The sequence below is a fragment of the Neobacillus terrae genome (assembly GCF_011393025.1).
Taxonomy (GTDB): Bacteria; Bacillota; Bacilli; order Bacillales; family Cytobacillaceae; genus Neobacillus_A; species Neobacillus_A terrae.
Window position 1 is genome coordinate 138,448 of record NZ_JAAOEO010000004.1, and the last position, 22,746, is coordinate 161,193.

Annotated in this window: 17 protein-coding genes, 1 other RNA gene and 1 other annotated feature; of the genes, 3 read left to right on the forward strand and 15 right to left on the reverse strand. The window is 40.4% G+C overall.

The window, feature by feature from the left end; translation table 11 throughout:
* Positions 1 to 22 precede the first annotated feature (22 nt).
* Positions 23 to 442: a cysteine metabolism transcriptional regulator CymR gene (gene cymR / locus G8761_RS07360; RefSeq protein WP_166025157.1), complete on the reverse strand. Its 420-nt coding sequence runs from the start codon at positions 440 to 442 to the stop codon at positions 23 to 25.
* Positions 439 to 1,122 carry a YczE/YyaS/YitT family protein gene (locus G8761_RS07365; protein ID WP_275940687.1) on the reverse strand — a complete coding sequence of 228 codons (684 nt, stop codon included), beginning with the start codon at positions 1,120 to 1,122 and terminating at the stop codon, positions 439 to 441. Before G8761_RS07365 ends, cymR begins: the two co-directional genes overlap by 4 nt.
* A 229-nt stretch (positions 1,123 to 1,351) precedes the next feature.
* On the opposite strand from G8761_RS07365, the gene G8761_RS07370 reads away from it, so the two are divergent.
* Positions 1,352 to 2,623 carry a replication-associated recombination protein A gene (locus G8761_RS07370; RefSeq protein WP_166025524.1) on the forward strand — a complete coding sequence of 424 codons (1,272 nt, stop codon included), beginning with the start codon at positions 1,352 to 1,354 and terminating at the stop codon, positions 2,621 to 2,623.
* Between the two features lie 28 nt (positions 2,624 to 2,651).
* Here G8761_RS07370 and G8761_RS07375 read toward each other — a convergent pair whose 3' ends face one another.
* The 7 genes from G8761_RS07375 to G8761_RS07405 all read right to left on the reverse strand — a co-directional run bounded on the left by G8761_RS07375 (position 2,652) and on the right by G8761_RS07405 (position 9,786).
* A complete protein-coding gene (locus tag G8761_RS07375; RefSeq protein WP_166025159.1) occupies positions 2,652 to 3,599 on the reverse strand; it encodes an ABC transporter permease in 948 nt (315 codons plus the stop codon).
* Positions 3,592 to 4,518, reverse strand: coding sequence for an ABC transporter ATP-binding protein (locus G8761_RS07380; protein ID WP_166025161.1), 927 nt, complete (start codon positions 4,516 to 4,518; stop codon positions 3,592 to 3,594). The genes G8761_RS07375 and G8761_RS07380 overlap by 8 nt, the downstream gene beginning before the upstream one ends.
* 323 nt (positions 4,519 to 4,841) lie before the next feature.
* Positions 4,842 to 5,606 carry a tRNA threonylcarbamoyladenosine dehydratase gene (locus tag G8761_RS07385; RefSeq protein WP_166025163.1) on the reverse strand — a complete coding sequence of 255 codons (765 nt, stop codon included), beginning with the start codon at positions 5,604 to 5,606 and terminating at the stop codon, positions 4,842 to 4,844.
* 295 nt (positions 5,607 to 5,901) lie between these two features.
* Positions 5,902 to 6,088: non-coding RNA, 6S RNA (gene ssrS, locus G8761_RS07390), on the reverse strand.
* 61 nt (positions 6,089 to 6,149) lie between these two features.
* Positions 6,150 to 7,925, reverse strand: a complete 1,776-nt coding sequence (gene aspS / locus G8761_RS07395; RefSeq protein ID WP_166025165.1) for an aspartate--tRNA ligase — start codon at positions 7,923 to 7,925, stop codon at positions 6,150 to 6,152.
* Positions 7,925 to 9,208 carry a histidine--tRNA ligase gene (hisS, locus tag G8761_RS07400; protein WP_166025167.1) on the reverse strand — a complete coding sequence of 428 codons (1,284 nt, stop codon included), beginning with the start codon at positions 9,206 to 9,208 and terminating at the stop codon, positions 7,925 to 7,927. Before hisS ends, aspS begins: the two co-directional genes overlap by 1 nt.
* 102 nt (positions 9,209 to 9,310) lie before the next feature.
* Positions 9,311 to 9,544: a binding site (T-box leader), on the reverse strand.
* Between the two features lie 65 nt (positions 9,545 to 9,609).
* Positions 9,610 to 9,786, reverse strand: coding sequence for a hypothetical protein (locus tag G8761_RS07405; protein WP_166025169.1), 177 nt, complete (start codon positions 9,784 to 9,786; stop codon positions 9,610 to 9,612).
* 425 nt (positions 9,787 to 10,211) lie between these two features.
* On the opposite strand from G8761_RS07405, the gene G8761_RS07410 reads away from it, so the two are divergent.
* Positions 10,212 to 11,966 (forward strand): N-acetylmuramoyl-L-alanine amidase family protein, encoded by a 1,755-nt coding sequence (locus G8761_RS07410; protein ID WP_166025171.1) that lies wholly within the window; start codon positions 10,212 to 10,214, stop codon positions 11,964 to 11,966.
* Positions 11,967 to 12,033: 67 nt separating this feature from the next.
* Here G8761_RS07410 and dtd read toward each other — a convergent pair whose 3' ends face one another.
* The 6 genes from dtd to G8761_RS07440 all read right to left on the reverse strand — a co-directional run bounded on the left by dtd (position 12,034) and on the right by G8761_RS07440 (position 20,915).
* Complete coding sequence (gene dtd, locus G8761_RS07415) at positions 12,034 to 12,477, reverse strand: D-aminoacyl-tRNA deacylase (protein WP_166025173.1); 444 nt, start codon at positions 12,475 to 12,477, stop codon at positions 12,034 to 12,036.
* 12 nt (positions 12,478 to 12,489) lie between these two features.
* Complete coding sequence (locus G8761_RS07420; RefSeq protein WP_166025175.1) at positions 12,490 to 14,688, reverse strand: RelA/SpoT family protein; 2,199 nt, start codon at positions 14,686 to 14,688, stop codon at positions 12,490 to 12,492.
* Positions 14,689 to 15,065: 377 nt separating this feature from the next.
* Positions 15,066 to 15,578, reverse strand: a complete 513-nt coding sequence (locus G8761_RS07425) for an adenine phosphoribosyltransferase (protein ID WP_166025177.1) — start codon at positions 15,576 to 15,578, stop codon at positions 15,066 to 15,068.
* Positions 15,569 to 17,932 carry a single-stranded-DNA-specific exonuclease RecJ gene (gene recJ / locus G8761_RS07430; RefSeq protein WP_166025179.1) on the reverse strand — a complete coding sequence of 788 codons (2,364 nt, stop codon included), beginning with the start codon at positions 17,930 to 17,932 and terminating at the stop codon, positions 15,569 to 15,571. The genes G8761_RS07425 and recJ overlap by 10 nt, the downstream gene beginning before the upstream one ends.
* Positions 17,933 to 18,225: 293 nt before the next feature.
* Positions 18,226 to 20,487 carry a protein translocase subunit SecDF gene (gene secDF, locus G8761_RS07435; protein ID WP_166025180.1) on the reverse strand — a complete coding sequence of 754 codons (2,262 nt, stop codon included), beginning with the start codon at positions 20,485 to 20,487 and terminating at the stop codon, positions 18,226 to 18,228.
* A 131-nt stretch (positions 20,488 to 20,618) separates the two neighbouring features.
* Entirely contained in the window at positions 20,619 to 20,915 is a 297-nt protein-coding gene (locus tag G8761_RS07440; protein WP_166025183.1) for a post-transcriptional regulator, read from the reverse strand.
* Positions 20,916 to 21,140: 225 nt separating this feature from the next.
* Between G8761_RS07440 and spoVB the strand changes: the two genes are divergently transcribed.
* Complete coding sequence (gene spoVB / locus G8761_RS07445) at positions 21,141 to 22,703, forward strand: stage V sporulation protein B (RefSeq protein WP_166025185.1); 1,563 nt, start codon at positions 21,141 to 21,143, stop codon at positions 22,701 to 22,703.
* Positions 22,704 to 22,746 lie beyond the last annotated feature (43 nt).

The following is a 22,746-nucleotide window of genomic DNA, read 5'->3' on the forward strand; positions in this document are numbered from 1 at the left end:
TATAATTTTCTGCCTAGACCGCTTAAATATAAAACATATAAGCATCGGATTCATTATCATTGCTATGGTTTGCCAAATCTTCAAGAGTTGTATTATCAAGGACATCCTTAATTGCATCGCGAATGCGTATCCATAGTTCCCTTTTAGCAGGCTCTTCATTTTCTATTCCCTCGACAGGAGTAATTGGGCCTTCAAGAACCCTGATTACGTCACCGGATGTAATTTTTGAAGGAAGATCAGCGAGGATATATCCTCCATATGCTCCCCTTATGCTTTTTACGAGCCCTGCATTACGAAGCGGAGCAATCAGCTGCTCCAAATAATGCTCTGACAAGTCATTGGACTGGGCAATGGCCTTTAGAGAAATAGGGCCTTCTCCATACTTTTTCGCAAGTTCAATCATGATGGTTAAACCGTACCGTCCCTTAGTTGAGATTTTCATATACTCACATCCCCTTTTGAATTTTCATCTGTTACTAAAAGATTTTTCTTATTAGGCAGTTTTGCCAAAACAAAACTAATTAAGCTGTAACATTGCGGCAGGGCAAGTCCTGTCAGAGGTCCAATTACCAGACAGTATAAAATGGTACCCCAGTTAACAGGACCACCAAGTCTCCAGCCAATAATAAAAACCATTATTTCAATTCCAGCCTTAACATTCTTTATTTTCCAGCCTGTTTTAGCATTGAGAGCCATCATTAAACTGTCCCGTGGACCAGTGCCCAGACTTGCTGAAATGTAAATTCCCATTCCGTAAGCAGTGAGGAGCATCCCAGCAGCAAACATCACCAGCTGACCATAAAAAGAGTCAGGCGTTTCCATAAATGGAAGAGCCATATAAAAGTCAATAAATACACCGATTAGAATCATATTCAAAAAAGCACCAATATGTGGAATTTCTCTGGTTATCAGAGCAGCAGCCGTCAGAACTAGGATTCCCATAATTATGGACCAGGTGCCAATAGTCAGTCCGAGACGATAAAAAAGCCCTACATGCAGGACATCCCAAGGAGTAGCTCCTAGATTGCTTTTAATAAAAAATACAATCCCCAGAGACATAATCAGCAATCCAATGAAAAACACCAAAAATCTGTATCCAACCTGCCCTCTTCTTTTTTCCAATTTTTCAACCAGCTCTCTGATCTAAGATAGAATAAACCATTTCAATCTTACCAAAAACACATAGTATTTTTATAGGCTTTAGAAATTATAGCACAATTACCCCCGGGAAATACATGGACAGGTAAATTTCTGCACCGGGGGAAAGTAGGTTCAGGGCTTATTTCATAGGATTTTTTTTTAAAAAATGGTATGGTTAAAAGTAATTACTGACCAAATGGAGAGATAAATGATGCAGCAAAAACCACTTGCTTTTCGCATGCGTCCCAGGACAATTGAAGAGATTGTTGGACAGCAGCACCTGGTAGGCAGCGATAAAATTATAGCCAGAATGGTAAAAGCCAAGCAGCTTACGTCGATGATATTATACGGTCCTCCCGGAATTGGAAAAACCTCAATTGCCAGTGCGATTGCAGGCAGTACAAAATATGCTTTCCGTACCCTAAATGCTGTTACTAGTAATAAAAAAGATATGGAAGTCGTTGCTGCTGAAGCTAAAATGTCAGGTAAAGTTGTTTTACTTCTTGATGAGGTACACCGTTTGGATAAAGGAAAACAGGATTTTTTGCTGCCTTTTTTGGAAAATGGAATGATTGTTTTGATAGGCGCTACGACAAGCAACCCATACCACGCCATTAATCCAGCTATACGGAGCAGATGCCAGATATTCGAGTTAAAGCCCCCAACACCTGAAGAAGTTAAAATTGCTCTTTTAAGAGCAATTGCAGATGAAGAAAATGGTTTTGGAAAAAAGAGGATCCAAATCGCCGAAGATGCATTGAGCCATTTTGCTGCGGCAGGAAACGGGGATGTCCGAAGTTCTTTAAATGCCCTTGAACTTGCCGTTCTCTCGACTGATGAGGATGAAAGCGGAATTATCCATATTGATTTAAGCACAGCCGAAGAATGCCTTCAAAAGAAAAGCTTTTCGCATGACAAAGATGGAGATGCCCACTATGATGTTCTATCAGGATTTCAGAAATCAATCCGCGGAAGTGATGTAGATGCTGCCCTGCACTATATGGGGAGACTGATTGAAGCAGGTGACCTACCGAGCATAAGCCGCAGGCTCTTGGTAATTGCCTATGAAGACATTGGCCTTGCCAATCCACATGCAGGTGCAAGAACATTGGCGGCAATCGAAACGGCAGAAAGAGTAGGTTTTCCGGAAGCTCGTATTCCCCTTGCAAATGCCGTAATTGAGCTTTGTTTATCCCCTAAGTCCAATTCAGCCATTTCCGCAATAGATGCTGCCCTATCGGATATTCGTAATGGTAATATAGGTGAAGTTCCTGATCATTTGAAGGATGCCCACTACAAAGGGGCAAAGGAACTCGGAAGAGGAATTGATTATCTCTATCCTCATAACTACGAATCAGGCTGGGTAAAGCAGCAGTACCTTCCGGACAAATTAAAGCATAAACTGTATTATGCTCCAAAAAAGACCGGAAAATTTGAGCAGGCTCTCGCCTCTGTTTATGAAAAGTTAAAGCGAAGCAAATAACCCCCGGAATTTTTCCGAGGGTTTTCTTTTATGCGGCAACATCTCTTTTGTTAAAAATATAAAAAGCAAGGAATTGGAATACAAGAAAATAAATTGTAAGTACAATAACAGAGAAGGAAAGGCTCATTCCATTAATAAGAGGAGATCCTTCAAAGTATTGCATTAGATCTGTATTAGCAAACAGGATGTATTTTGCCCATGAAAATTTCATTGCAATAAGATTGGTAATCTGACCTCCTGTAAACATTAAGAATACAGATAAACCAATAGCCAGAGAACTATTTCGGAAAACAGACGAAATCATAAATGCCATTGTAGAGAGCATTAGCATGCCAATGGAATTCATTCCGTAGTATTTGATTAGGTGGATTACCATGTTTTGTTCCGTTACTTTTCCATCGTAGTAATTTAGGTATGGAGCCGTTTTATCCGGAACACCAAACAGGACTGCGCCCAGTGCAGTAGAATAAATAAACAGAATAGAAAGTAAAAAAAGTCCAAAAAGCAATATGGATGAATATTTGGCCAGAAGGATTTTGCTCCTTTTGATTGGCCGAATTAGTAATAGTTTAATAGTTCCCCAATTAAATTCACTTGCAACAATACCTGCTGAAATAATAATGACAAATAAACCTGCAAGGGAGATTATTTGAGATGCATCGGAAACAAACTCCCAAGTGGAGTATTTTTCCTCAGGTGCAATACGATGCTCTAAGCGATATTCGTTTATTGCTATTTGCCTCTTCAAATAGTCTTTCTCTGGCTTCGATTTGCTCATCGCCATTTGCTGTTTAGCTGAAGCTGTTTCTTCCTTTAATCTCTGTTCCCATTTTGCGTTGCCACTAATATTATCAAGCTGCTGATACTTAATAAAACCCGCAGCAATGGAAGTAATGAGAACTAAAATCCCAATCATTACATAGGTACCAGGGCGCTTAAATATTTTCATAAGCTCATTTCTTATTAAATTAAACATGTGCAGTTTCTCCCTTCTCCGAGGTAACTTCAAGGAATCGATCTTCCAGAGTTTTAGGAACTTCTTTTATTCCATATACCTGGATTCCTGCCTCAACCATCATTTGAACAACAGTTGGAATATCTTCCTTTTCAAGGCTGGCTGAAATTCCATTACGCGACCGTTTTGAAGCGGCTTCCGGATAGCTGGTATTAATGAGTAATATAGCCTCATCAGCAGGCTGAACCTCAAACTCAAACACAGTTTCTGTTCCTTGTACAAAATCATGAACAGACTGGACGTCGATCAATTTCCCATTTTGGATAATCCCAATTCTATCGCACATCATTTCCATCTCAGAAAGTAAGTGACTAGAAACTATCACGGCCATATTTTTTTCTCTTGCCAGCTGCCTCAAATAATCCCGAATCTCCCTAATACCTGCAGGGTCTAATCCATTTGTTGGCTCATCAAGAATCAGCACCTTGGGATCATGCAAAAGACATTGTGCCAGACCAAGTCTTTGACGCATTCCAAGTGAATAAGTTTTAACCTTGTCATGAATTCGATCAGTTAATCCTACCAGTTCCACAGTTTCATTAATTTTTTCTATTGTGATTCCTTTAGACATCCTTGCATAATGGACCAAATTATCGTATCCACTCATAAACTTGTACATTTCAGGATTTTCAACAATTGCTCCAATATGACTGACTGCCTTTTCAAAATCGGTTTTTATGCTTGTCCCGCCAATTAGAATATCTCCTGATGTGATCCTCATCAATCCAACAATCATGCGGATTGTGGTTGTTTTGCCTGCTCCATTGGGTCCAAGAAATCCAAAAACCTCTCCTCTATTTACACGAAAACTAATATCATCAATAATTTTTCTGTTTTTAATTACTTTTGTAACATTTTTTAGCTCTACAATCGCTTCCAATCTATTTCTCCTCTCAAAACAGTTATTTCCAATTCATACCATAAACAGTTTACCTTATATTATATATAAAATCTTCTCCTTTTTTATTTTTTCCCGTTTAGGCGCTCCCTTTCCCCGGGCGGTTCGGGAGCCTTCACGTCGTGCCTTGCTGTAGTGTGCCGATAATTTCGCTGGATATTTACCTTGTATCCTTGATGAAGGACCGTACGAAGGAAATACGAATGCATTTTCAAGGGGTGCCACAGATGATTGCGATCAAGCATTGTGTAACAGGGCCAAAAGAAGAAAAAACACTCCCTTTTTAAAAGAGAGTGCAGTTTACCCTATTTATCTGAAACACGTTTAATATCAATGGACCCAAGCAATTCTTGTACTGTATAACTCGCCATGATTAAACCCGCAACTGAAGGTACAAAAGCGTTAGATGATGGCGGCATTTGAGCCTTACGGATTTCAGCCTCATCATTCCCCACTACTTTGCGGATATCTTCACGAATGACAATTGGGCTTTCATCTGAAAAAACTACTGGAATTCCTTTTCTAATTCCTTCCTTACGAAGCTTTGTTCTGATTACTTTTGCAATGGGATCCGTATGTGTTTTGGAAATATCGGCAATTTGAAATCTTGTCGGATCCATTTTATTGGCAGCTCCCATGCTGGAGATAATCGGGATATTTCTTTTTAAACATTCTTTCATAAGGTGAATTTTGTAAACAATCGTATCTGAAGCATCAATCACAAAGTCCAGATTGTAGCTAAATACCTGCTCATACGTTTCTTCTGTATAAAACATCTTAAGAGCTATAACATCACATTCTGGATTAATATCAGCTATGCGCTCCTTCATCAGATCAGCCTTTGGCTTTCCAACCGTCGATAAAAGCGCAATAACTTGGCGGTTTACATTTGTAATATCAACGACGTCCTTATCAATCAGAATCAAACGGCCTACACCGGACCTGGCCAGAGCCTCAGCAGCAAATGAGCCAACTCCCCCTATTCCAAGTACAGCAACAGTGCTGTTTTTTAATATTTCAAGGCCTTCCTTACCAATTGCTAATTCATTACGGGAAAATTGATGCAGCATATTGTTCACTCCATTTTAAAATTCCATTATCATATTTTATTATCTTTTACCCGTAAAAGAATATATCATACCTCTAAATAAAAACAAGCAAATCTATGGGATTAATTATATTAAAAAGATGAAAAGACCCTTTTATGATAGTCCAACCAATTTTCGTCCTTCACAGCCTCGATGAAAGACTTTTGTACGGGAGGACTATCGAGTTTTGTTTTTCATTTATCGGGGGTTTATGTAATGAGCTAAATATTTTTTAAAAAAAACCTCTGATTCTCAGAGGTTTTAGTTAACAAATGGAAAGAGCCCCGATTGTGCCGTTGCGAGACTGCCCTAGTTTTGATCCCGCACTCAGCAGGTGGGTTTCCTGTCTCCATTCCTTGCAAGTCCTCGTGAAGGAGGCATGTGCGCAGATGGAGAACTCCGGACTCCCGGATAAATACTGTTGGTCAAAACTTTAGGTAAATCAACGAACACTTCAGGACTCTTTTAATTGATTTAATCTTACCACAGATTTGGGTGCCCTTTCAAGGAAGAGCCTATAGGAAATTATTTACTTTTTCTAACATTTAGCGACAAATTTAGATCTTTTAACTGTAATTCACTTACCGGACTTGGAGCACTTGTTAATAGGTCGCTTGCACTTGCAGTTTTAGGGAATGCAATAGTATCTCTGAGATTTGAGCTCCCTGCAAGAAGCATTACCAGACGGTCAAGACCTAGTGCAATCCCGCCATGCGGAGGTGTTCCGTATTCAAAAGCTTCAAGAAGGAAACCAAACTGTTCCTTAGCTTCCTCAGGAGAAAAGCCTAGTACACTAAACATTTTTTCCTGTATATGCCTTTCAAATATCCGCAAAGATCCGCCGCCAAGCTCGTAGCCGTTCAGCACAAGGTCATATGCCTGAGCTCTTACGTTACCTGGGTCACTGTCCAGCAGTTCTAAGTCTTCTCTAAACGGCATTGTAAAAGGATGGTGGGCGGCATAGTATCGACCGTCTTCCTCGGAATACTCCAATAGTGGCCAATCCGTAACCCACAAGAAGTTAAACAAGCTCTGGTCGATTAATCCAAGCTCCTTGCCGAGCTTAACCCTTAATGCGCCAAGGGAGTCAGCAACGACGCTTTTCTTATCTGCTACAAACAGCAGCAAGTCACCAGCTTCTGCCTCCAATACTGCTTGAAGAGATTGTCCTTCTTCCTCTGAAAAGAACTTTGCAATCGGCCCTTTAAGTACATCTTCTTCAACCTTAAGCCAGGCAAGACCTTTTGCTCCATAAACTTTAACAAACTCTGTTAAAGCGTCAATATCTTTACGGGAGTACTTTTCAGCTGCTCCGCTAACATTAATAGCTTTTACCTGTCCTCCATTGGAAACAGTATCAGCAAAAACCTTAAAGCCAGAAGATTTAACTGACTCAGATAAATCTACTAGTTCCAAGCCAAAACGTGTATCCGGCTTATCGGATCCGTAACGGGACATTGCTTCATCATATGTCATTCGAGGGAATGCGGCATCCAATTCAATTCCCTTAACCTCTTTCATGACTTTGCCCATCATTCTCTCCATCATGGTAATGATGTCTTCCTGGCTCAAAAAGCTGGTTTCGATATCAATCTGAGTAAATTCCGGCTGCCTGTCGGCACGAAGGTCCTCATCTCTGAAACAGCGGGCTATCTGATAGTAACGCTCTACTCCTCCAACCATCAGAAGCTGCTTAAACAGCTGTGGAGATTGCGGAAGGGCATAAAATTCACCGGGATGTACACGGCTAGGTACAAGATAATCCCTTGCCCCCTCTGGGGTACTCTTCGTTAAAATAGGTGTTTCAATATCAAGAAATCCTTCGCTGTCCAAAAAGTCTCTGATAGATTTTGTTGTTTTGTGACGCATCTTTAGGGTTTCAAAAATAACAGGGCGTCGGAAATCCAGATAACGATATTTCAATCTAACGTCTTCTGAGGCCTCTGTTTTGTCAGAAATAACAAAAGGAGGAGTTTTAGCTTCATTTATAATGGAGACCTTTTCAGCCTGCACTTCAATTCTGCCTGTTTTTAGATTATTATTGATTGTTCCTTCTGCTCTTTCTATAACAGTACCTTCTATATCAAGTACATATTCATTTCTGATTTTTTCAGCAGCCGCAAGCGCTTCTTTTGATGTATCGGGATTAAATACTACTTGAACAATACCAGTCCTGTCGCGGAGATCAATAAAAATCAACCCGCCAAGGTCACGGCGTTTTTGTACCCATCCCTTTAAGGTAACCTTTTCACCAATTGCTTTTTCCGTTACTTCTCCGCAAAAATAAGTTCTCCCAAACATCATAATCCCCCTCTATCTTGCAATTCCTGAAATACTTTAATAAATGAATCAAGCTTGATTTCTTTTTGTTCACCAGATGTCATGTCCTTTAAATTAATGACTTCATTTTTCAGTTCGTCATCACCTAGAACAGCCACAAACTTTGCTTTAATCCGGTCAGCAGCTTTGAATTGTCCTTTAATTTTTCTGTCCAGATAATCACGTTCAGCTGAAAATCCAGCCTGCCGTAATTGCTGGAGTAAACCGACAGTATATTCTTTTGCCTCTTCACCAAGGGAAACTAGATAACAATCTATTCCCTCATTAAGATTCAACTCAATTCCCTCTGCATCAAGAGCCGCGATAAAGCGTTCAATACTTAGGGCAAAACCGATTCCCGGTGTTTCCGGTCCACCTATATCCTCAGCCAGACCATTATATCTTCCGCCGCCACAAAGAGTGGTAATGGCACCAAAGCCCTCTGCTTCACTCATAATCTCAAAAGCCGTATGGTTGTAGTAATCCAGCCCTCTTACAAGATTAGGATCGACGACAAATGGAATATCAAGCAGATTTAAATATTTTTGAAGTTTTTCAAAGTATTCTCTGGAATTATTATTTAAGAAATCAGTGATTGCTGGTGTTGTTTTCATTAAAGGATGTTCACGATCCTGTTTACAATCAAGAATTCTTAAAGGATTTTTTTCTAGTCTTGTCTGACAGTCTGAACAAAACTCCCCGATTCTTGGCTTAAAGTGTTCAATCAATGCTTCCCGGTGGGCATTCCGGCTTTCCTTATCTCCAAGACTGTTAATCACCAGCCGAAGCTTTTTAAGACCAAGCTCTTTATAAAGATTCATAGCCAGAGAAATGACTTCCGCATCAATTGCAGGGTCACTGCTTCCGAGTGCTTCAATTCCGAACTGTACGAACTGGCGGAATCTTCCTGCCTGCGGCCGTTCATATCGGAACATTGGCCCCATATAATAAAGCTTTACAGGCTGGTTTGCCAAACCAAACATCTTTTTTTCTACATAAGCACGTACAGCGGATGCTGTTCCCTCAGGCCTTAGAGTAAGATCACGCCCTCCTCTGTCCTTAAAGGTATACATTTCTTTCTGGACGATGTCAGTTGTATCTCCAACCCCCCGGTGGAATAGTTCTGTATGTTCGAATATAGGTGTGCGGATTTCATGATACTGATATCGTTCACATAACTCACGAGCTTTCCGCTCAATTAATTGCCACTTTTCCACTTCTCCAGGCAGGATATCCTGGGTCCCTCTAGGAATATTAATTGACAAAGCGAATTCCTCCTCTAAAAACGTTTTTTTATTATGTACATATAAAAAAAAGGGCTGGCAAACTTTCGGGACAAATAAAAAAACTCCCATCCCTTGTGTAATACAAGGGACGAGAGTTTGAAGTTCCCGTGGTGCCACCCTAGTTGAAGACATATAATGCCTCCCGCTCGAATACAGTTAACGCCTGTTCACGTTCTATCCTAATCCGGAATCCGTTTCAGATAGAAGCCTACGGAGTGTTCGTTCATTAAGTCAGCATGCAGAAATGCTTTCAGCCTTGGCATTTCCTCTCTGGTCATGTGATTCTTAACTACTGTGCTCCATCAATGGTTGTTTTTATTTCAGTTCATTTTATTTATATAATCATACGTAGCGGCAATTCAATTGTCAAGAGCAATTCTTTACGATCTTTCTAATTGTTTTTTAAGCCTCCGAACATCGCGGATGGTAAGGCCGAATTCCGACGCAAGTTCAATTGTGCCAGATGACTGTTCCCTTTGGATAAAATCGTGGAAATCGACCCCAAAAAGCCGGCCTTCCCCTGTTTGTGCATGAAATCCTTTTTCACTTGCCCTCATTTCCATCACCTGCCGTCCATCTTAGTTTCTTTCTTAGTGTTACCAGCACTTTGAAAAAAATATCAAAACAAGAAAGATTTTATTTTTAGGCTCCGTTAAAATTGATTGTTGATTTTCACTCACAGCGCTTGCTTTCCGCGGGCGATCCGGGAGCCTCCTCGGCGCTCTGCGCCTCCGGGGCCCCTGATCCGCTTTTCCCGCTGGACATTGAATTTGCATCATGGAATCCGCCCACGCACGAAGGAAATGCGAATGCATTTTCGAGGAGTCTCGCGGATTCCGCTCCAATCAACATAGTGGAAAATCAACAATATACTTTAACCAGCTTATTTTTAAAAAAGGAATGGCCGAAATTAACAAAAAAGGAATGAATTCCGTGCTGTTTTTCGTTAAAATAAAAAAACAGGCACAATAAGGAGGGGCACATGCTTAAGAAACTTGCAATAGTACTTATTTCGGCTGCTTTGTTCTCAGCCATTATTTTTCCTGAGCAGAAGATAATCGCAGCAAAAAGTTCAATTAGGATTACTGCCGACAATTTAAACGTTCGGGGAGGCCCCGGCCTTAGCTATCCTGTTGTTAAACAGGTTAAGATTGGTGACCAGTTTACTCTCATTAAAGAAGAAGGCCAATGGTATAAAATTGATCTTGGTTACGGAAGAAAAGGCTGGGTTGCCAACTGGTTTGCATCAAAAAGCCAGCAGCCTCAACCTTCTTTCTCGAACTCTTCTTCGGGTTCTTATGCAGAGGTAAATACAAATGGGCTTAGGGTAAGAAAAGGTCCTGGTACAAGCTTTCAAATTACTGACTACTTGGACAAGGGCGAAAAGGTAACCATACTTGAAACCAATGCAAGCTGGAACAAAATCTCTGGTTCCTTTGGCTCAGGATGGGTATCCAGGGAATTTCTAAGTCCTTTATCGAAAGAGGCAACTAAACCTGGCAACAGTACAAGCGAGACCGGCAAAGTTATTGCTGATTCCCTAAATATCAGAAATACTCCTTCGTTAGACGGGGAGATTATTGGAAAGCTTTTGAATGGAACAGAGGTAAAGATCTTATCAAGTCAAAAAAGCTGGCTGGAGATCAATTTTTCAGGAAAAAGGGGCTGGGTAACTTCTGAGTTCATCAAAACATCAAATTCCGATTCAGGGAATTCCACCAACAATCAGCCTGCAGGCGGGATTATAGGAACTGTAACAGCCACGAGCTTATATGTGAGACAGAGTTCAGCCGTTAATGCAGGAATAGTAGGTACAGTAACTAAAGGGGAGAAATTTTCAATCCTTGAAGAGTTAAATAACTGGGCAAAAATCGAATATAAAAAAGGGAATTTTGGGTGGATTGCAGGCTGGTATTTGGATAAGTCTTCCGCTGGTGATGGCACCCAGACAGGACAAACTGTCAAGGAAAGCACTATTACTGTCCTGCAAAATGGAACCAATATTCGTAAAGCCCCTGACTTGCAATCTGATGTAATAGTGAGAGCAAATGCGGGGAATGTTTTCCCTGTTAAAAGCATTAAAGGAAGCTGGTATGGAATTTCCCTTAAAAATGGGACAAGCGCTTATATTGCCGGATGGATGGTCTCAGTAAGCGGTTCTGCACCGAGGATTGAAAAAGCTGGTGCAGAGGTACATTTAAAAAATAAAATTATTGTTCTTGATCCAGGCCATGGCGGTGAGGATGGCGGAACAATTGGGGCAAATGGAACACTCGAAAAAAACGTAACATTAAGAACAGCCAGCCTTTTATATGATAAGTTAAAAGCCGCAGGAGCCAATGTCATTATGACACGCAGAAATGATACATATATATCTCTTCGTTCCAGGGTTAGCGTTTCTCATTACCAGGGTGCAGATGCTTTCGTCAGTATTCATTTTGACAGCAATATGAGCAGAAATGCACGTGGCATGACAGGTTACTATTATCATGACTATCAAAAACCGCTGGCTTCCTATCTTTATTCAGGGGTTGAAGAGAAGACCGGATTAAAAGAACGGGGAGTAAGGTTCGGGGATTATCATGTTTTGCGTGAAAATAAGCGCGTATCGACTCTTCTTGAACTGGGATATCTGAGTAACCCGGAAGATGAGATGCTCGCCAACTCGGTACAGTTCCAGGAATCCGCTTCTTCCGGAATTTATAATGGCTTGGCAAGATACTTTAAGGAAAACTAAAATGTGAAAGCAGAAAAAATCCATGCATTTTCATGCATGGATTTTTTGATCTTAACTATATAGCGAATTAGGCTTTACTATCAACTATGAGCGTCACAGGCCCGTCATTAATCAGGGAAACATCCATCATAGCTCCAAAACGCCCAGTCTGTACGTTCAGACCTTTTTCACGAAGACGTTCATTAAAGGACTCATATAATCCTTCCGCCACTTCAGGCCGTGCAGCATTCATGAAATTGGGACGCCTTCCCTTGCGGCAGTCACCATACAATGTGAACTGGGAAATGGAAAGAATGTCCCCTCCAGCTTCAAGCAGTGAGTAATTCATTTTTCCAGATTCATCTTCGAAGATACGCAGATTAGCGATTTTATCGGCAAGAAATGAAGCATCTTCTTCTCCGTCAGCATGTGTTACTCCTACTAATAAAACCAGTCCTTTTTCAATTTGGCCGGTTATTTCCCCTTCTACAGTAACACTGGCCTTCTTGCTCCGCTGTACAACAACTTTCATTTTTTTAACCCCTTAGTTCATAATCCTGCGGACTGAATAAATATCTGGAATTTGTTTAATACGGTCTACCACTCGCTGCAGATGATTTACATTTTGAATGGCGATTGACATAATAATCGTGGCCATTTTATTTCTGTCAGATTTTCCTGTAACAGCAGTAATATTCGTTTTTGTTTCATTTACTGCCTGAAGGACTTCATTCAGCAGCCCGCGACGGTCATATCCGCTGATTTCAATATCAACGTTATACTCCTTACGGTCGTTAAGTGATGTTTCCCATTCAACAGGAATCAGCCTGGACTGCACATCATTCGAATCAATATTCGGGCAATCAGCGCGGTGGACGGAGACGCCTCTTCCTTTTGTGATAAACCCAACAATTTCGTCACCCGGAACCGGGTTGCAGCATTTTGAAAGACGGATAAGTAGATTATCAATACCCGCAACGCGAACTCCCGATTCCCGCTTTTTAACAACTGTAAATGATGGCTTAAGATCCGTTACAGCCTTTGAAATATTAGCTTCCTGTTCCTGGTCACGTTTTTTGCGCCACTTCTCTGTAAGCCTATTTGCTACCTGCAGAGCCGTTATTCCGTTGTAGCCGACAGCCGCATACATATCTTCTTCGTTAGTAAAATTAAATTTTTCCGCTACACGCTTAAGATTCTCAGGAGTTATGATTTCTTTTAACTCAAATTCCATTGCGCGGATTTCCTTTTCAACAAGCTCTTTACCCTTTTCGAGGTTTTCATCACGTCTTTGCTTCTTGAAAAATTGGCGGATTTTATTTTTGGCCTGAGACGTTTGGGCAAGCTTCAACCAGTCCTGGCTTGGTCCATATGAATGCTTGGAGGTTAAAATCTCTACTATATCCCCTGTCTTCAGCTTGTAATCAAGAGTTACCATTTTCCCGTTCACTTTTGCGCCTATTGTTTTATTGCCAATTTCTGAATGGATACGATAAGCAAAATCAATAGGTACAGAACCGGACGGCAGTTCAATGACATCACCCTTTGGAGTAAATACGAAAACCATATCAGAGAATAGGTCTATTTTTAGTGATTCCATAAACTCTTCAGCATTTGCTGTATCGTTTTGGAAATCAAGAATTTCCCTGAACCAGGTTAATTTCTGCTCAAATGTAGAACTGTCACTAATTTCTTTGCCCTCTTTATATGCCCAGTGGGCAGCAACCCCGAATTCAGCGATTCTGTGCATTTCTATTGTACGAATTTGTACCTCCAGAGGATCTCCTTTGGGGCCAATGACCGTAGTATGAAGCGATTGATACATATTGGGCTTAGGCATGGCAATATAATCCTTAAACCGGCCAGGCATCGGCTTCCAGCAGGTATGAATAATACCGAGTACCGCATAGCAATCCTTAATGCTGTTTACTACAATCCTTACTGCAAGCAAATCATAGATTTCACTAAATTGCTTATTTTGAAGGACCATTTTACGGTAAATACTGTAGATATGCTTAGGTCTTCCAGAAAGATCTGCTTTAATTGATACTTCCTGAAGCCTGCCCTTTACTTCATCAATAACATCATCGAGATATTGCTCACGTTCTGCACGTTTCTTTTTCATCAGGTTCACAATCCGGTAGTACTGCTGTGGATTTAGATACCTTAGCGCTGTGTCTTCCAATTCCCACTTAATTTTAGAAATACCCAGCCTGTGGGCAAGTGGTGCAAAAATTTCTAAAGTTTCATTGGAAATTCTGCGTTGTTTCTCAAGAGGAAGATGCTTAAGAGTCCTCATATTATGAAGGCGGTCTGCCAGCTTGATCAAAATGACACGGATATCCTGTGCCATTGCAACAAACATTTTTCTGTGATTCTCGGCTTGCTGCTCTTCATGAGATTTATATTTAATTTTTCCTAATTTGGTTACTCCGTCGACAAGCATGGCCACTTCTTCGTTAAAGGCTACCTCAATATCCTTTAATGAAATTTGTGTATCCTCGACCACATCATGCAGAAAACCGGCAGCTACTGTAGCTGGGTCCATTTCAAGGTCAGCCAGAATTCCGGCAACCTGAATTAGATGGATGATATAAGGTTCACCCGATTTTCTATATTGCTCACGATGGGCGTGGCTGGCAAACTCGTATGCTTTTTTCACCATGGCCACATTTTCGTCATTGAGATAGGCCTTGGTTTTGTCGATGACTTGCTCGGCGGTCAACACCTGATCATTCGCCATTAAAATCACCTTTGCTTCATATCATTTTCCCAATCATTACTGTCCGCCAAAGGAAAGGCCCAAAGCGTCAGGTTTACGTCCCAAAAATAAATAATTCCGAATTTGTTATCTATTAAATGTCATTCCCTATTAACTTGTTACCCGGTCGGGTACATTTAAAAATACAATGATTGTTACTATTATCGAAAAAAACAGTCAAGATGTAAAGGGATTGCCAATGTTTTTTCCAGGATTAACGAAAAAAATGTCGAAATTCGCCTAAAATGATATAAACGAAAGGAGCACCTGTCTGAAAGTGCTCCTTTTTTCATGCGATGGAATAATAAATGAAACTTAGAAACGAGCCCCTTTTTAATAGGGGTGTTTCGCTTTACTTATTAAAATTCCATTAATGTCATGATATCATAATCCTTAAGCTTGTCTCTTCCGTTTAAGTAAGAAAGCTCGATTAAGAATGCAATACCGGCAACTACACCGCCAAGCTCTTCAACAAGCTTAATGGTTGCCTCTATTGTTCCGCCCGTTGCAAGCAGGTCATCTGTAATCAAAACTCGCTGGCCAGGTCTAATAGCATCTCGATGAATAGTTAAAACATCTTTGCCATATTCAAGTCCATAAGAAACTTTCACAGTCTCGCGCGGGAGCTTTCCTTCCTTACGTACAGGTGCAAAGCCAACTCCCATAGAGTATGCTACTGGACAGCCAATAATAAATCCGCGTGCTTCTGGTCCAACAACAAGGTCAATTTCCTTTTCTTTTGCATACTCAACAATCTGGTCAGTTGCATATCTATATGCTTCGCCATTATCCATTAAAGTGGTAATATCTTTAAATTTGATGCCTGGTTTTGGCCAGTCGGGTACGATTGTAACGAATTGTTTTAAATCCATTCTTTTACTACCTCCTCAACTTCAGCCGACTCTTGAATTACTTGGTCAAACCAGCCCTTTAATTGCTGGAAAGAAGAATAAAGCAATTCATTTTCCAGTTTAAATTGTGCCTGTTTAGATTGGAATGTAATGGAGTCGGTTAAGTCACGCTTCTGCGTTTGCTGTTTTAATGTAATAAATCCATTGTTTATTGTAACAAAATCAAGTTCAAAAAACACCTGTGACATAAAATCAATTGTCTCACGGGACCATCCCCGGAATTTTGCCAGGTCGTCTCCCTTGTGTTTTAAATCAAAAGAGCCATTCTTCAATAAGAAACCATAAAACCACTTGAAATGCTCCCGGGTAGGCAAAGTACTAAAAAAATCACTAGTTTCTTTATAAAACATGGCATATATTCTTGAAGGCTTTTTGCCCTTTAACAGTTTTTCTAAAATATCTTTAGAAGGAGGCATGTCCACCAGCGCAAGATAAGAGTTTGTTATATCTTCAGCTTCTGCTTTATCGGCATTTTCAATGTAAATAACATCGCCATTAAGTGCACCTGACAACTTCTTATATAGAGAAGAATCAAAAATCACAGATTTGCGGTCTTCCAAAGGAAGGACTTCTTCCAGTTTATTTAGCCTCTTCATCCCACGAAAATCAAAAAGCTGCCAGTCATTAACAGCAATATCCTGTACAAAAATTTGAGGCTTTCGGATATTATTCCACTCATTAATGGATAACTCACCGATAATGGAAACATGGGATGCGGGAGAGATATGGTCAGCAAGAGGACCAAGACCAAAACCAATTCCATCCAGTGAAGCTCCCTCTCTTGCAAGGAGGATTTTCAAATGGTTCTGTTCGCTTCCAATTTTTTTAAGAGACCCAATCCCAACCTTATCCAGGAGAATTTTGGGCTTTGGATTATCGACCCCAAATGGTGAAAGAAGATTCATTTCCTCCAGTGCATGCATGTTGATTTCCTGCAAATCGACTTCTCTGTCAAGCATTGTAACAGGGATAAAGTCGTCCTCAGTCAACTCACTCTCGGCAAGTGCATTCAATCGAGACCTAAGATCAGCAACATCCTCAAGCTTCAGAGTCATACCAGCAGCCATCGGATGTCCTCCAAAGTGCGGCAATATGTCCCGGCAGGTTGATAGATTTTTAAACAAATCAAAGCCTTTAATACTTCTCGCCGATCCTTTTGCCAGCCCTTTTTCAGAATCAAAACTAAGGACTATTGTCGGCCGGTAAAACTTTTCAACAAGCCTGGAAGCTACAATACCGATCACACCAGCATTCCAGCCTTCCCTTCCGATTACAAGTACTTTGTTGGATTCCGGCGGAAAACGCTTTTCTACTTCCTCGATTGCTTCCTCAGTAATTTTATTTACAATTCTCTGTCTTTCCTTGTTTAAGGCATCCATTTCCTCAGCTAGGGATTCAGCCTCATCAGGGTCATCTGTAAGCAATAAATCCACCGCTAAGTCCGCCGTTCCAAGCCTGCCCACTGCATTGATCCTTGGGGCGAGTGTAAACCCAATGGTTTCTTCGTTTATAGAAACAGGTTCAACTCCCGCAAGCTTAAAAATAGCCTTTAATCCAATATTCTGTGTGAATTTCAGCTTATCAAGGCCTTTTTTTGCAATTAGTCGATTTTCTCCTGTTAGTGAAACAAGATCAGCAATGGTACCGATAACAGCAATTTCCAGTAAATGTTCTGGTACAATGCCATATAAAGCATGGGCCAGCTTAAAAGCTACACCTACGCCAGCGAGTTCCCTAAATGGATAAGGACTGTCCTCCAATTTAGGATGAATAATGGCAAGCGCTTCAGGCAATTCCGGTCCTGGTTCATGGTGGTCTGTTATGATTAAATCTATTCCAAGGTCTTTTGCAACAGCAGCTTCATGAAGGGCTGCTATCCCAGTATCAACAGTAATAATTAAATTAATTCCCATTTCAGCAGCATGGCGGAATGCCGCTTCATTCGGACCGTAACCTTCAGTAAAACGGTTGGGTATGTAATATTGCACATCCGCACCCAAGTCACGAAGTGTGAGCATTAAAACTGAAGTGCTGCTTACACCGTCTGCATCATAGTCCCCATAAACAAGAATCTGTTCCCGCTTTTCAATGGCTGCCTTAATTCTGGAGACGGCGATGTCCATATCCTTCAATAAAAATGGATCATGAAAATCGTTCTGGGCAAATAAAAAATACCGTGCCGCATCGACGGTATCTAATCCACGATTTACAAGCATAGATGCCACAATCGGCGTAATTTTTAATTCATTTTCCAGCTCTTTAATCTTCTGTCGATCGGATTGGCGAACAATCCATCTTGTCTTCGACTTTAACATACGTTCACCCCTCAGCCTTTCTTATTATACAGGAGGCAGATTCTGCTTTCAATGAAAGAAAAATGGTTATTCCATGCTATTTCTTTTTGGAGGAAGGTATTCCACATTGTAAAAAGCTCATTTTAGGTGACACCCATTTTGTTTGTTTTAAAAGCTCTTCATATTTTAAAAACCTTGTTTGGTAAAATTTTTACAAAAAAAATCAAAATGGTTTGGTTTTCCCGGAATTACCTCTTCGGATGTTTAAAACTCCTATAAAAAGAGGCTGCCCATTAGGACAACCTCTTTAAAAATTATACTTGTGGCTGATCGGAATATACTTTCTTTCTTTTTTCAGTTTTGATAACGCCTTTCTTTTTTAGCTCTCTTGCTTTTAGAACAACCCATAAAGAAGAAGCGATAAATACCGAGGAATATACTCCAACTAAAAGACCGACAAGCAAAGCAATCGAAAAGTTATTGATAGCATGGCTGCCGAATATCATGAGAGCCACGACGGTAACCAATACTGTTAAAACAGTGTTTAGGGACCGCGTCATCGTTTGACGGATACTTGTATTTACTATATCTACGATATCCTGGAATGTTTTTAGACGCTTTTTCTTATGCATATTTTCACGTATACGGTCAAATGTAACAATCGTATCATGAATTGAGTAACCAACAATGGTCAACACGGCTGCAATAAAATTCAAATCTACTTCTAATCTGGTAACACTGAAAAAAGCGACCATAAAGAATGCATCATGGAGCATGGCTGCAATTGCAGCAAGGGCCATATACATTTCAAATCTAAAGGAAACGAAAATGATGATTCCAATAGATGCAATCAAGAGTGACATAACTGCATTCTTTGCCAGTTCTTTACCTACTGTTGGTGAAACTGTACTTACACTTGGTTCCACTCCGAATTTTTTTGTAAAGTCGGATTTCAATTGTGCAATCTCATTTTTCTTCAAGACACCGATAAAGCGTGCTGCACCAATATTATTATTTTTACCTGAAATAACAATATCATCCGTCTTCATATGATGCCTTTCAAAAGCACTTTTTAAGTTTTCTGTAGTAAGAGGCGTTTTTGACTGAACTTCAACTCGTGTACCACTCGTAAAGTCAATAGCAAGATTTAAACGGAAAATGAGCAACATAATCAAGCCAAGTACGATCAAAGTTCCCGAAATACCGAAAAAGAGTTTTCTCTTTTTAACAAAATCCACATGGTCAAATCTTGTTGGCAGATCAAGAGTATCAAAATGTTCCGAAAGTGTGTGAACTTCCGATTCTTTAACACCAAACCAGCCTGGTCTTTTATCAAATAGACGGCTGTTTACCCATAAACCCAGTAAGAACCGAGAGCCGTAAACAGCTGTAAGGAAACTCATGGCAACACTCAAAATAAGCATAGTTGCAAAACCTTTTACAGAACTTGTCCCATAAAAGAATAATACACTTGCAGTTAAAATAGTTGTCAAATTGGAATCGAGTATGGATGTAAAAGCATTTTTTTCCCCGGCAATGAAGGCAGACTTAATGCTCTTACCAACTTTAATTTCTTCTTTAATTCGTTCATACGTTATAATGTTAGCGTCTACCGCCATACCAATCCCCAGTATAATCGCAGCTATACCCGGCAGGGTCAGTACACCGTTCATCCAGTCAAAGATTAAAAGTACCAAGAAGATATAAATACTTAGAGAAATAGTTGCAATTAATCCTGGGAAGCGGTAATAGAAAATCATAAAAGCATAAATCAGGATAACACCGATAATACCTGCAATAACGGTATCATGCATTGCCTGTGTACCAAATTTAGCACCAACAGACGTTGAGTAAATTTCCTTGAGCTGAACAGGAAGAGCACCTGCATTTAAAAGGTTTGCAAGTGTCTGGGCTTCTTTAGCTGTAAAGCTGCCGACAATTGAAACGGTATCCTGGTTGAATACTTGTTTAACAGTTGGAGCAGACAGGTATTTTGGTTTTTCCTTGCCTACTTCATTTTTAAAGGATTGACCTTTTTTATAGTCGAGCCAAATAACAAGAAAGTTATTTGGAGTCATATTCACGATTTCCTGGGTTACTTTTCGGAACTTATCAGCACTTTTCAATTTTAAGGAAACGCTTGGTTTTCCGTTTTCATCAAAGGTCTGTTTTGCACCGTTTTGGGCCAGGTCTGTTCCGTCCATCATCGGGCGGTCATTGGCATCACGGAAAGTCAAATTGGCCTGTGTAGATAATATTTTGCGGGCTTCGTTTTGATCCTCTACTCCTGCAAGCTGGACTCGAATACGATCCTTGCCTTCAATTTGGATACTCGGCTCACTGACACCGAGGACGTTAATCCTTCGGTCAAGCGCTTCAGCAGTACTTTTTAATGCTTCGGTATCAATAACTTGTCCCTTTTTGGCTGGCTTAACCTGATACAGGACTTCAAATCCACCCTGAAGATCCAATCCGAGCTTAATATTGTTTAGAATGTTCTTGGTAGTTGCTCCCATGGTACTTCCAATTAACAGGACGACCAGCAGGAAAGCGATAATTCTACTGCGTTTTACCATTATATGTAGTTCCTCCTTAAGCTTGAGCAAAGCACGGTCACTTTTCTGAAGATGCTAAAAAAGTCATTGTTTTTATTATGAAATAAGATGGTAAAGCTGTCAATTTCCCAAAAAATAGAAATTTGGAGAGTTTATTTAAGGAGTTCTTTCCAGTCCCGTTCATCTTTGAGGGAAAACTCAGGATTTTTATAAGCCTCAATGGCAGCAAAGCCCATATAATCACTGACTTTAACAGCAAGGATATCTTGAACAATTTCGTACAATTTTTTGTCCTCTTCTGGTTTCTTCCATCTTTTCCTGATTAGAAAATTCCATAGCTCGTCCTCGGTAACGGTTTCATATCCAAGCAGACGAAATTCCTCCAGCTTGCTTTCTAAAGCAGGTTTGATCTGATTTCGATAATAATCATACATATGGCCAATTCCCATATTAACAGCCTCCCGCCATTGTTCCCTTTTTTAGCTAATCAGAATTTATATCCATAAATCCTGAACGCATAAGAAAAACTAGGGCATCCGCTAAAAGGACTTGGCGGATGCCAAGTTTTTCTAATGATCGTTTAAAAAATAATCCTCCTTGTCATGCTTTGTCCACCTCTGTGCATATAGTTAATTGTATATGAAATCCACTATTTTGAGAAGGTGGGAAAAGGAATGTCAAAATTTTTAAAGGGGACAATCATCCTGCTTATCGCAGGTTTGATTACAAGGGTGCTGGGATTCATTAACCGCATCGTTATCGCCAGGTTTATTGGCGAAGAAGGTGTAGGTTTATATATGATGGCCTTTCCTACTTTTATACTTGTTATTACAATTACTCAGTTGGGCCTGCCTGTTGCCATATCAAAAAATGTTGCTGAGGCGGAGTCAAGAGGAGATTATGCGGAGATAAAACGTATTTTGGTTGTATCCCTTGCTACTACAATCGGTTTATCACTTATTTTTACTCCGGCACTTCTTCTTCTTGCGCCAATTCTTTCCAAAACTCTTTTTACAGACCCGAGGACTTATTATCCTTTAATGGCTATAGCACCGGTCGTCCCGGTCATAGCCGTTTCGTCTGTCTTAAGGGGCTATTTCCAGGGAAGGCAGAATATGAGGCCAGCTGCGAACTCGCAAATACTGGAACAAGTTGTTCGTATAGCACTTATAGCCTTGCTTACAAAGACTTTCCTTCCTTATGGAGTAGAATATGCTGCCGCTGCGGCCATGTTTTCATCTGTTATTGGCGAAATAGTTTCCCTTATCTATTTAATGACTACTTTCAAATTAAAAAAACGCTTCAAACTCAGGAAGGACTTCTTCAATTTTGTAAAAACTGGCAGAACCACCTTTGGGGATTTAATGAATATTGCTCTTCCAACTACCGGAAGCAGAATGATTGGTTCAATTGCCTGGTTTTTTGAGCCAATTGTAGTCTCACACAGCCTTGGTCTGGCAGGTATTGCAGCAGCTGCTGCAACGAGGCAATATGGTGCGCTAACGGGATTTGCACTGCCCCTTCTATTTTTGCCATCATTCGTCACAAATTCATTATCAACATCACTTGTTCCTGCCATCAGTGAAGCCAATACACAGAATAATAGTAAGCTGATAGAATACAGACTCCAGCAGGCACTCAAATTTTCTTTTTTAACCGGAGGACTTGCAGTCATCGTACTTTATGTTTTAGCAGACCCTTTAATGAAACTCATGTACGGCTCCACAAGCGGTGCCCATTTTATCCGGCTTATGGCACCATTCTTTTTGCTTTATTATTACCAGGGACCGCTGCAGGCTGTTCTCCAGGCACTTAACTTAGCAAGGGCAGCAATGATAAACAGCCTCATTGGGGCGGTTGTAAAAACAGCAGTCATTTTTCTGCTTGCCTCCCAGCCCTCGTTTGGAATCAACGGGGCAGCATTAGGCATCATAACTGGTTTTGTACTTGTAACACTACTTCATTTTGCTACTGTCTTAAAAAAGATTAGCTTTTCCTTCTATGTTTGGGAGTATTTAAAATGCTTTCTAATAATGTTGGTCTCCGGTTGGGCAGGCTATTTGATTTTTGGGGGGATCATGCTGGAAGAAAAGCTTGCCATAAGAGTTTTAACCTCCACCGCTATCATGTCCGCCATTTATTTAGTCCTTACATTGCTTTTTGGATTAATTAGCAAAGAGGAACTCCGCTACATTCCATGGGTAGGCAAGCCCCTTTCCAGATGGATATATAGGTGAAATTTTTAAAGTATGTAAAAATGGCGCAGTAGCTCAAACTGCG

Bases quoted from the DNA above. Each gene is read 5' to 3' on its own strand.
- G8761_RS07440 (WP_166025183.1), bottom strand. From the start codon at position 20,915: ATGGGAATTGGCCATATGTATGATTATTATCGAAATCAGATCAAACCT.
- G8761_RS07420 (WP_166025175.1), bottom strand. From the start codon at position 14,688: ATGGCGAATGATCAGGTGTTGACCGCCGAGCAAGTCATCGACAAAACC.
- dtd (WP_166025173.1), bottom strand. From the start codon at position 12,477: ATGAAAGTTGTTGTACAGCGGAGCAAGAAGGCCAGTGTTACTGTAGAA.
- G8761_RS07370 (WP_166025524.1), top strand. From the start codon at position 1,352: ATGCAGCAAAAACCACTTGCTTTTCGCATGCGTCCCAGGACAATTGAA.
- G8761_RS07385 (WP_166025163.1), bottom strand. From the start codon at position 5,606: ATGCTGCATCAATTTTCCCGTAATGAATTAGCAATTGGTAAGGAAGGC.
- spoVB (WP_166025185.1), top strand. From the start codon at position 21,141: ATGTCAAAATTTTTAAAGGGGACAATCATCCTGCTTATCGCAGGTTTG.
- secDF (WP_166025180.1), bottom strand. From the start codon at position 20,487: ATGGTAAAACGCAGTAGAATTATCGCTTTCCTGCTGGTCGTCCTGTTA.
- G8761_RS07405 (WP_166025169.1), bottom strand. From the start codon at position 9,786: ATGAGGGCAAGTGAAAAAGGATTTCATGCACAAACAGGGGAAGGCCGG.
- G8761_RS07425 (WP_166025177.1), bottom strand. From the start codon at position 15,578: ATGGATTTAAAACAATTCGTTACAATCGTACCCGACTGGCCAAAACCA.
- aspS (WP_166025165.1), bottom strand. From the start codon at position 7,925: ATGTTTGGGAGAACTTATTTTTGCGGAGAAGTAACGGAAAAAGCAATT.
- recJ (WP_166025179.1), bottom strand. From the start codon at position 17,932: ATGTTAAAGTCGAAGACAAGATGGATTGTTCGCCAATCCGATCGACAG.
- cymR (WP_166025157.1), bottom strand. From the start codon at position 442: ATGAAAATCTCAACTAAGGGACGGTACGGTTTAACCATCATGATTGAA.
- G8761_RS07410 (WP_166025171.1), top strand. From the start codon at position 10,212: ATGCTTAAGAAACTTGCAATAGTACTTATTTCGGCTGCTTTGTTCTCA.
- G8761_RS07375 (WP_166025159.1), bottom strand. From the start codon at position 3,599: ATGTTTAATTTAATAAGAAATGAGCTTATGAAAATATTTAAGCGCCCT.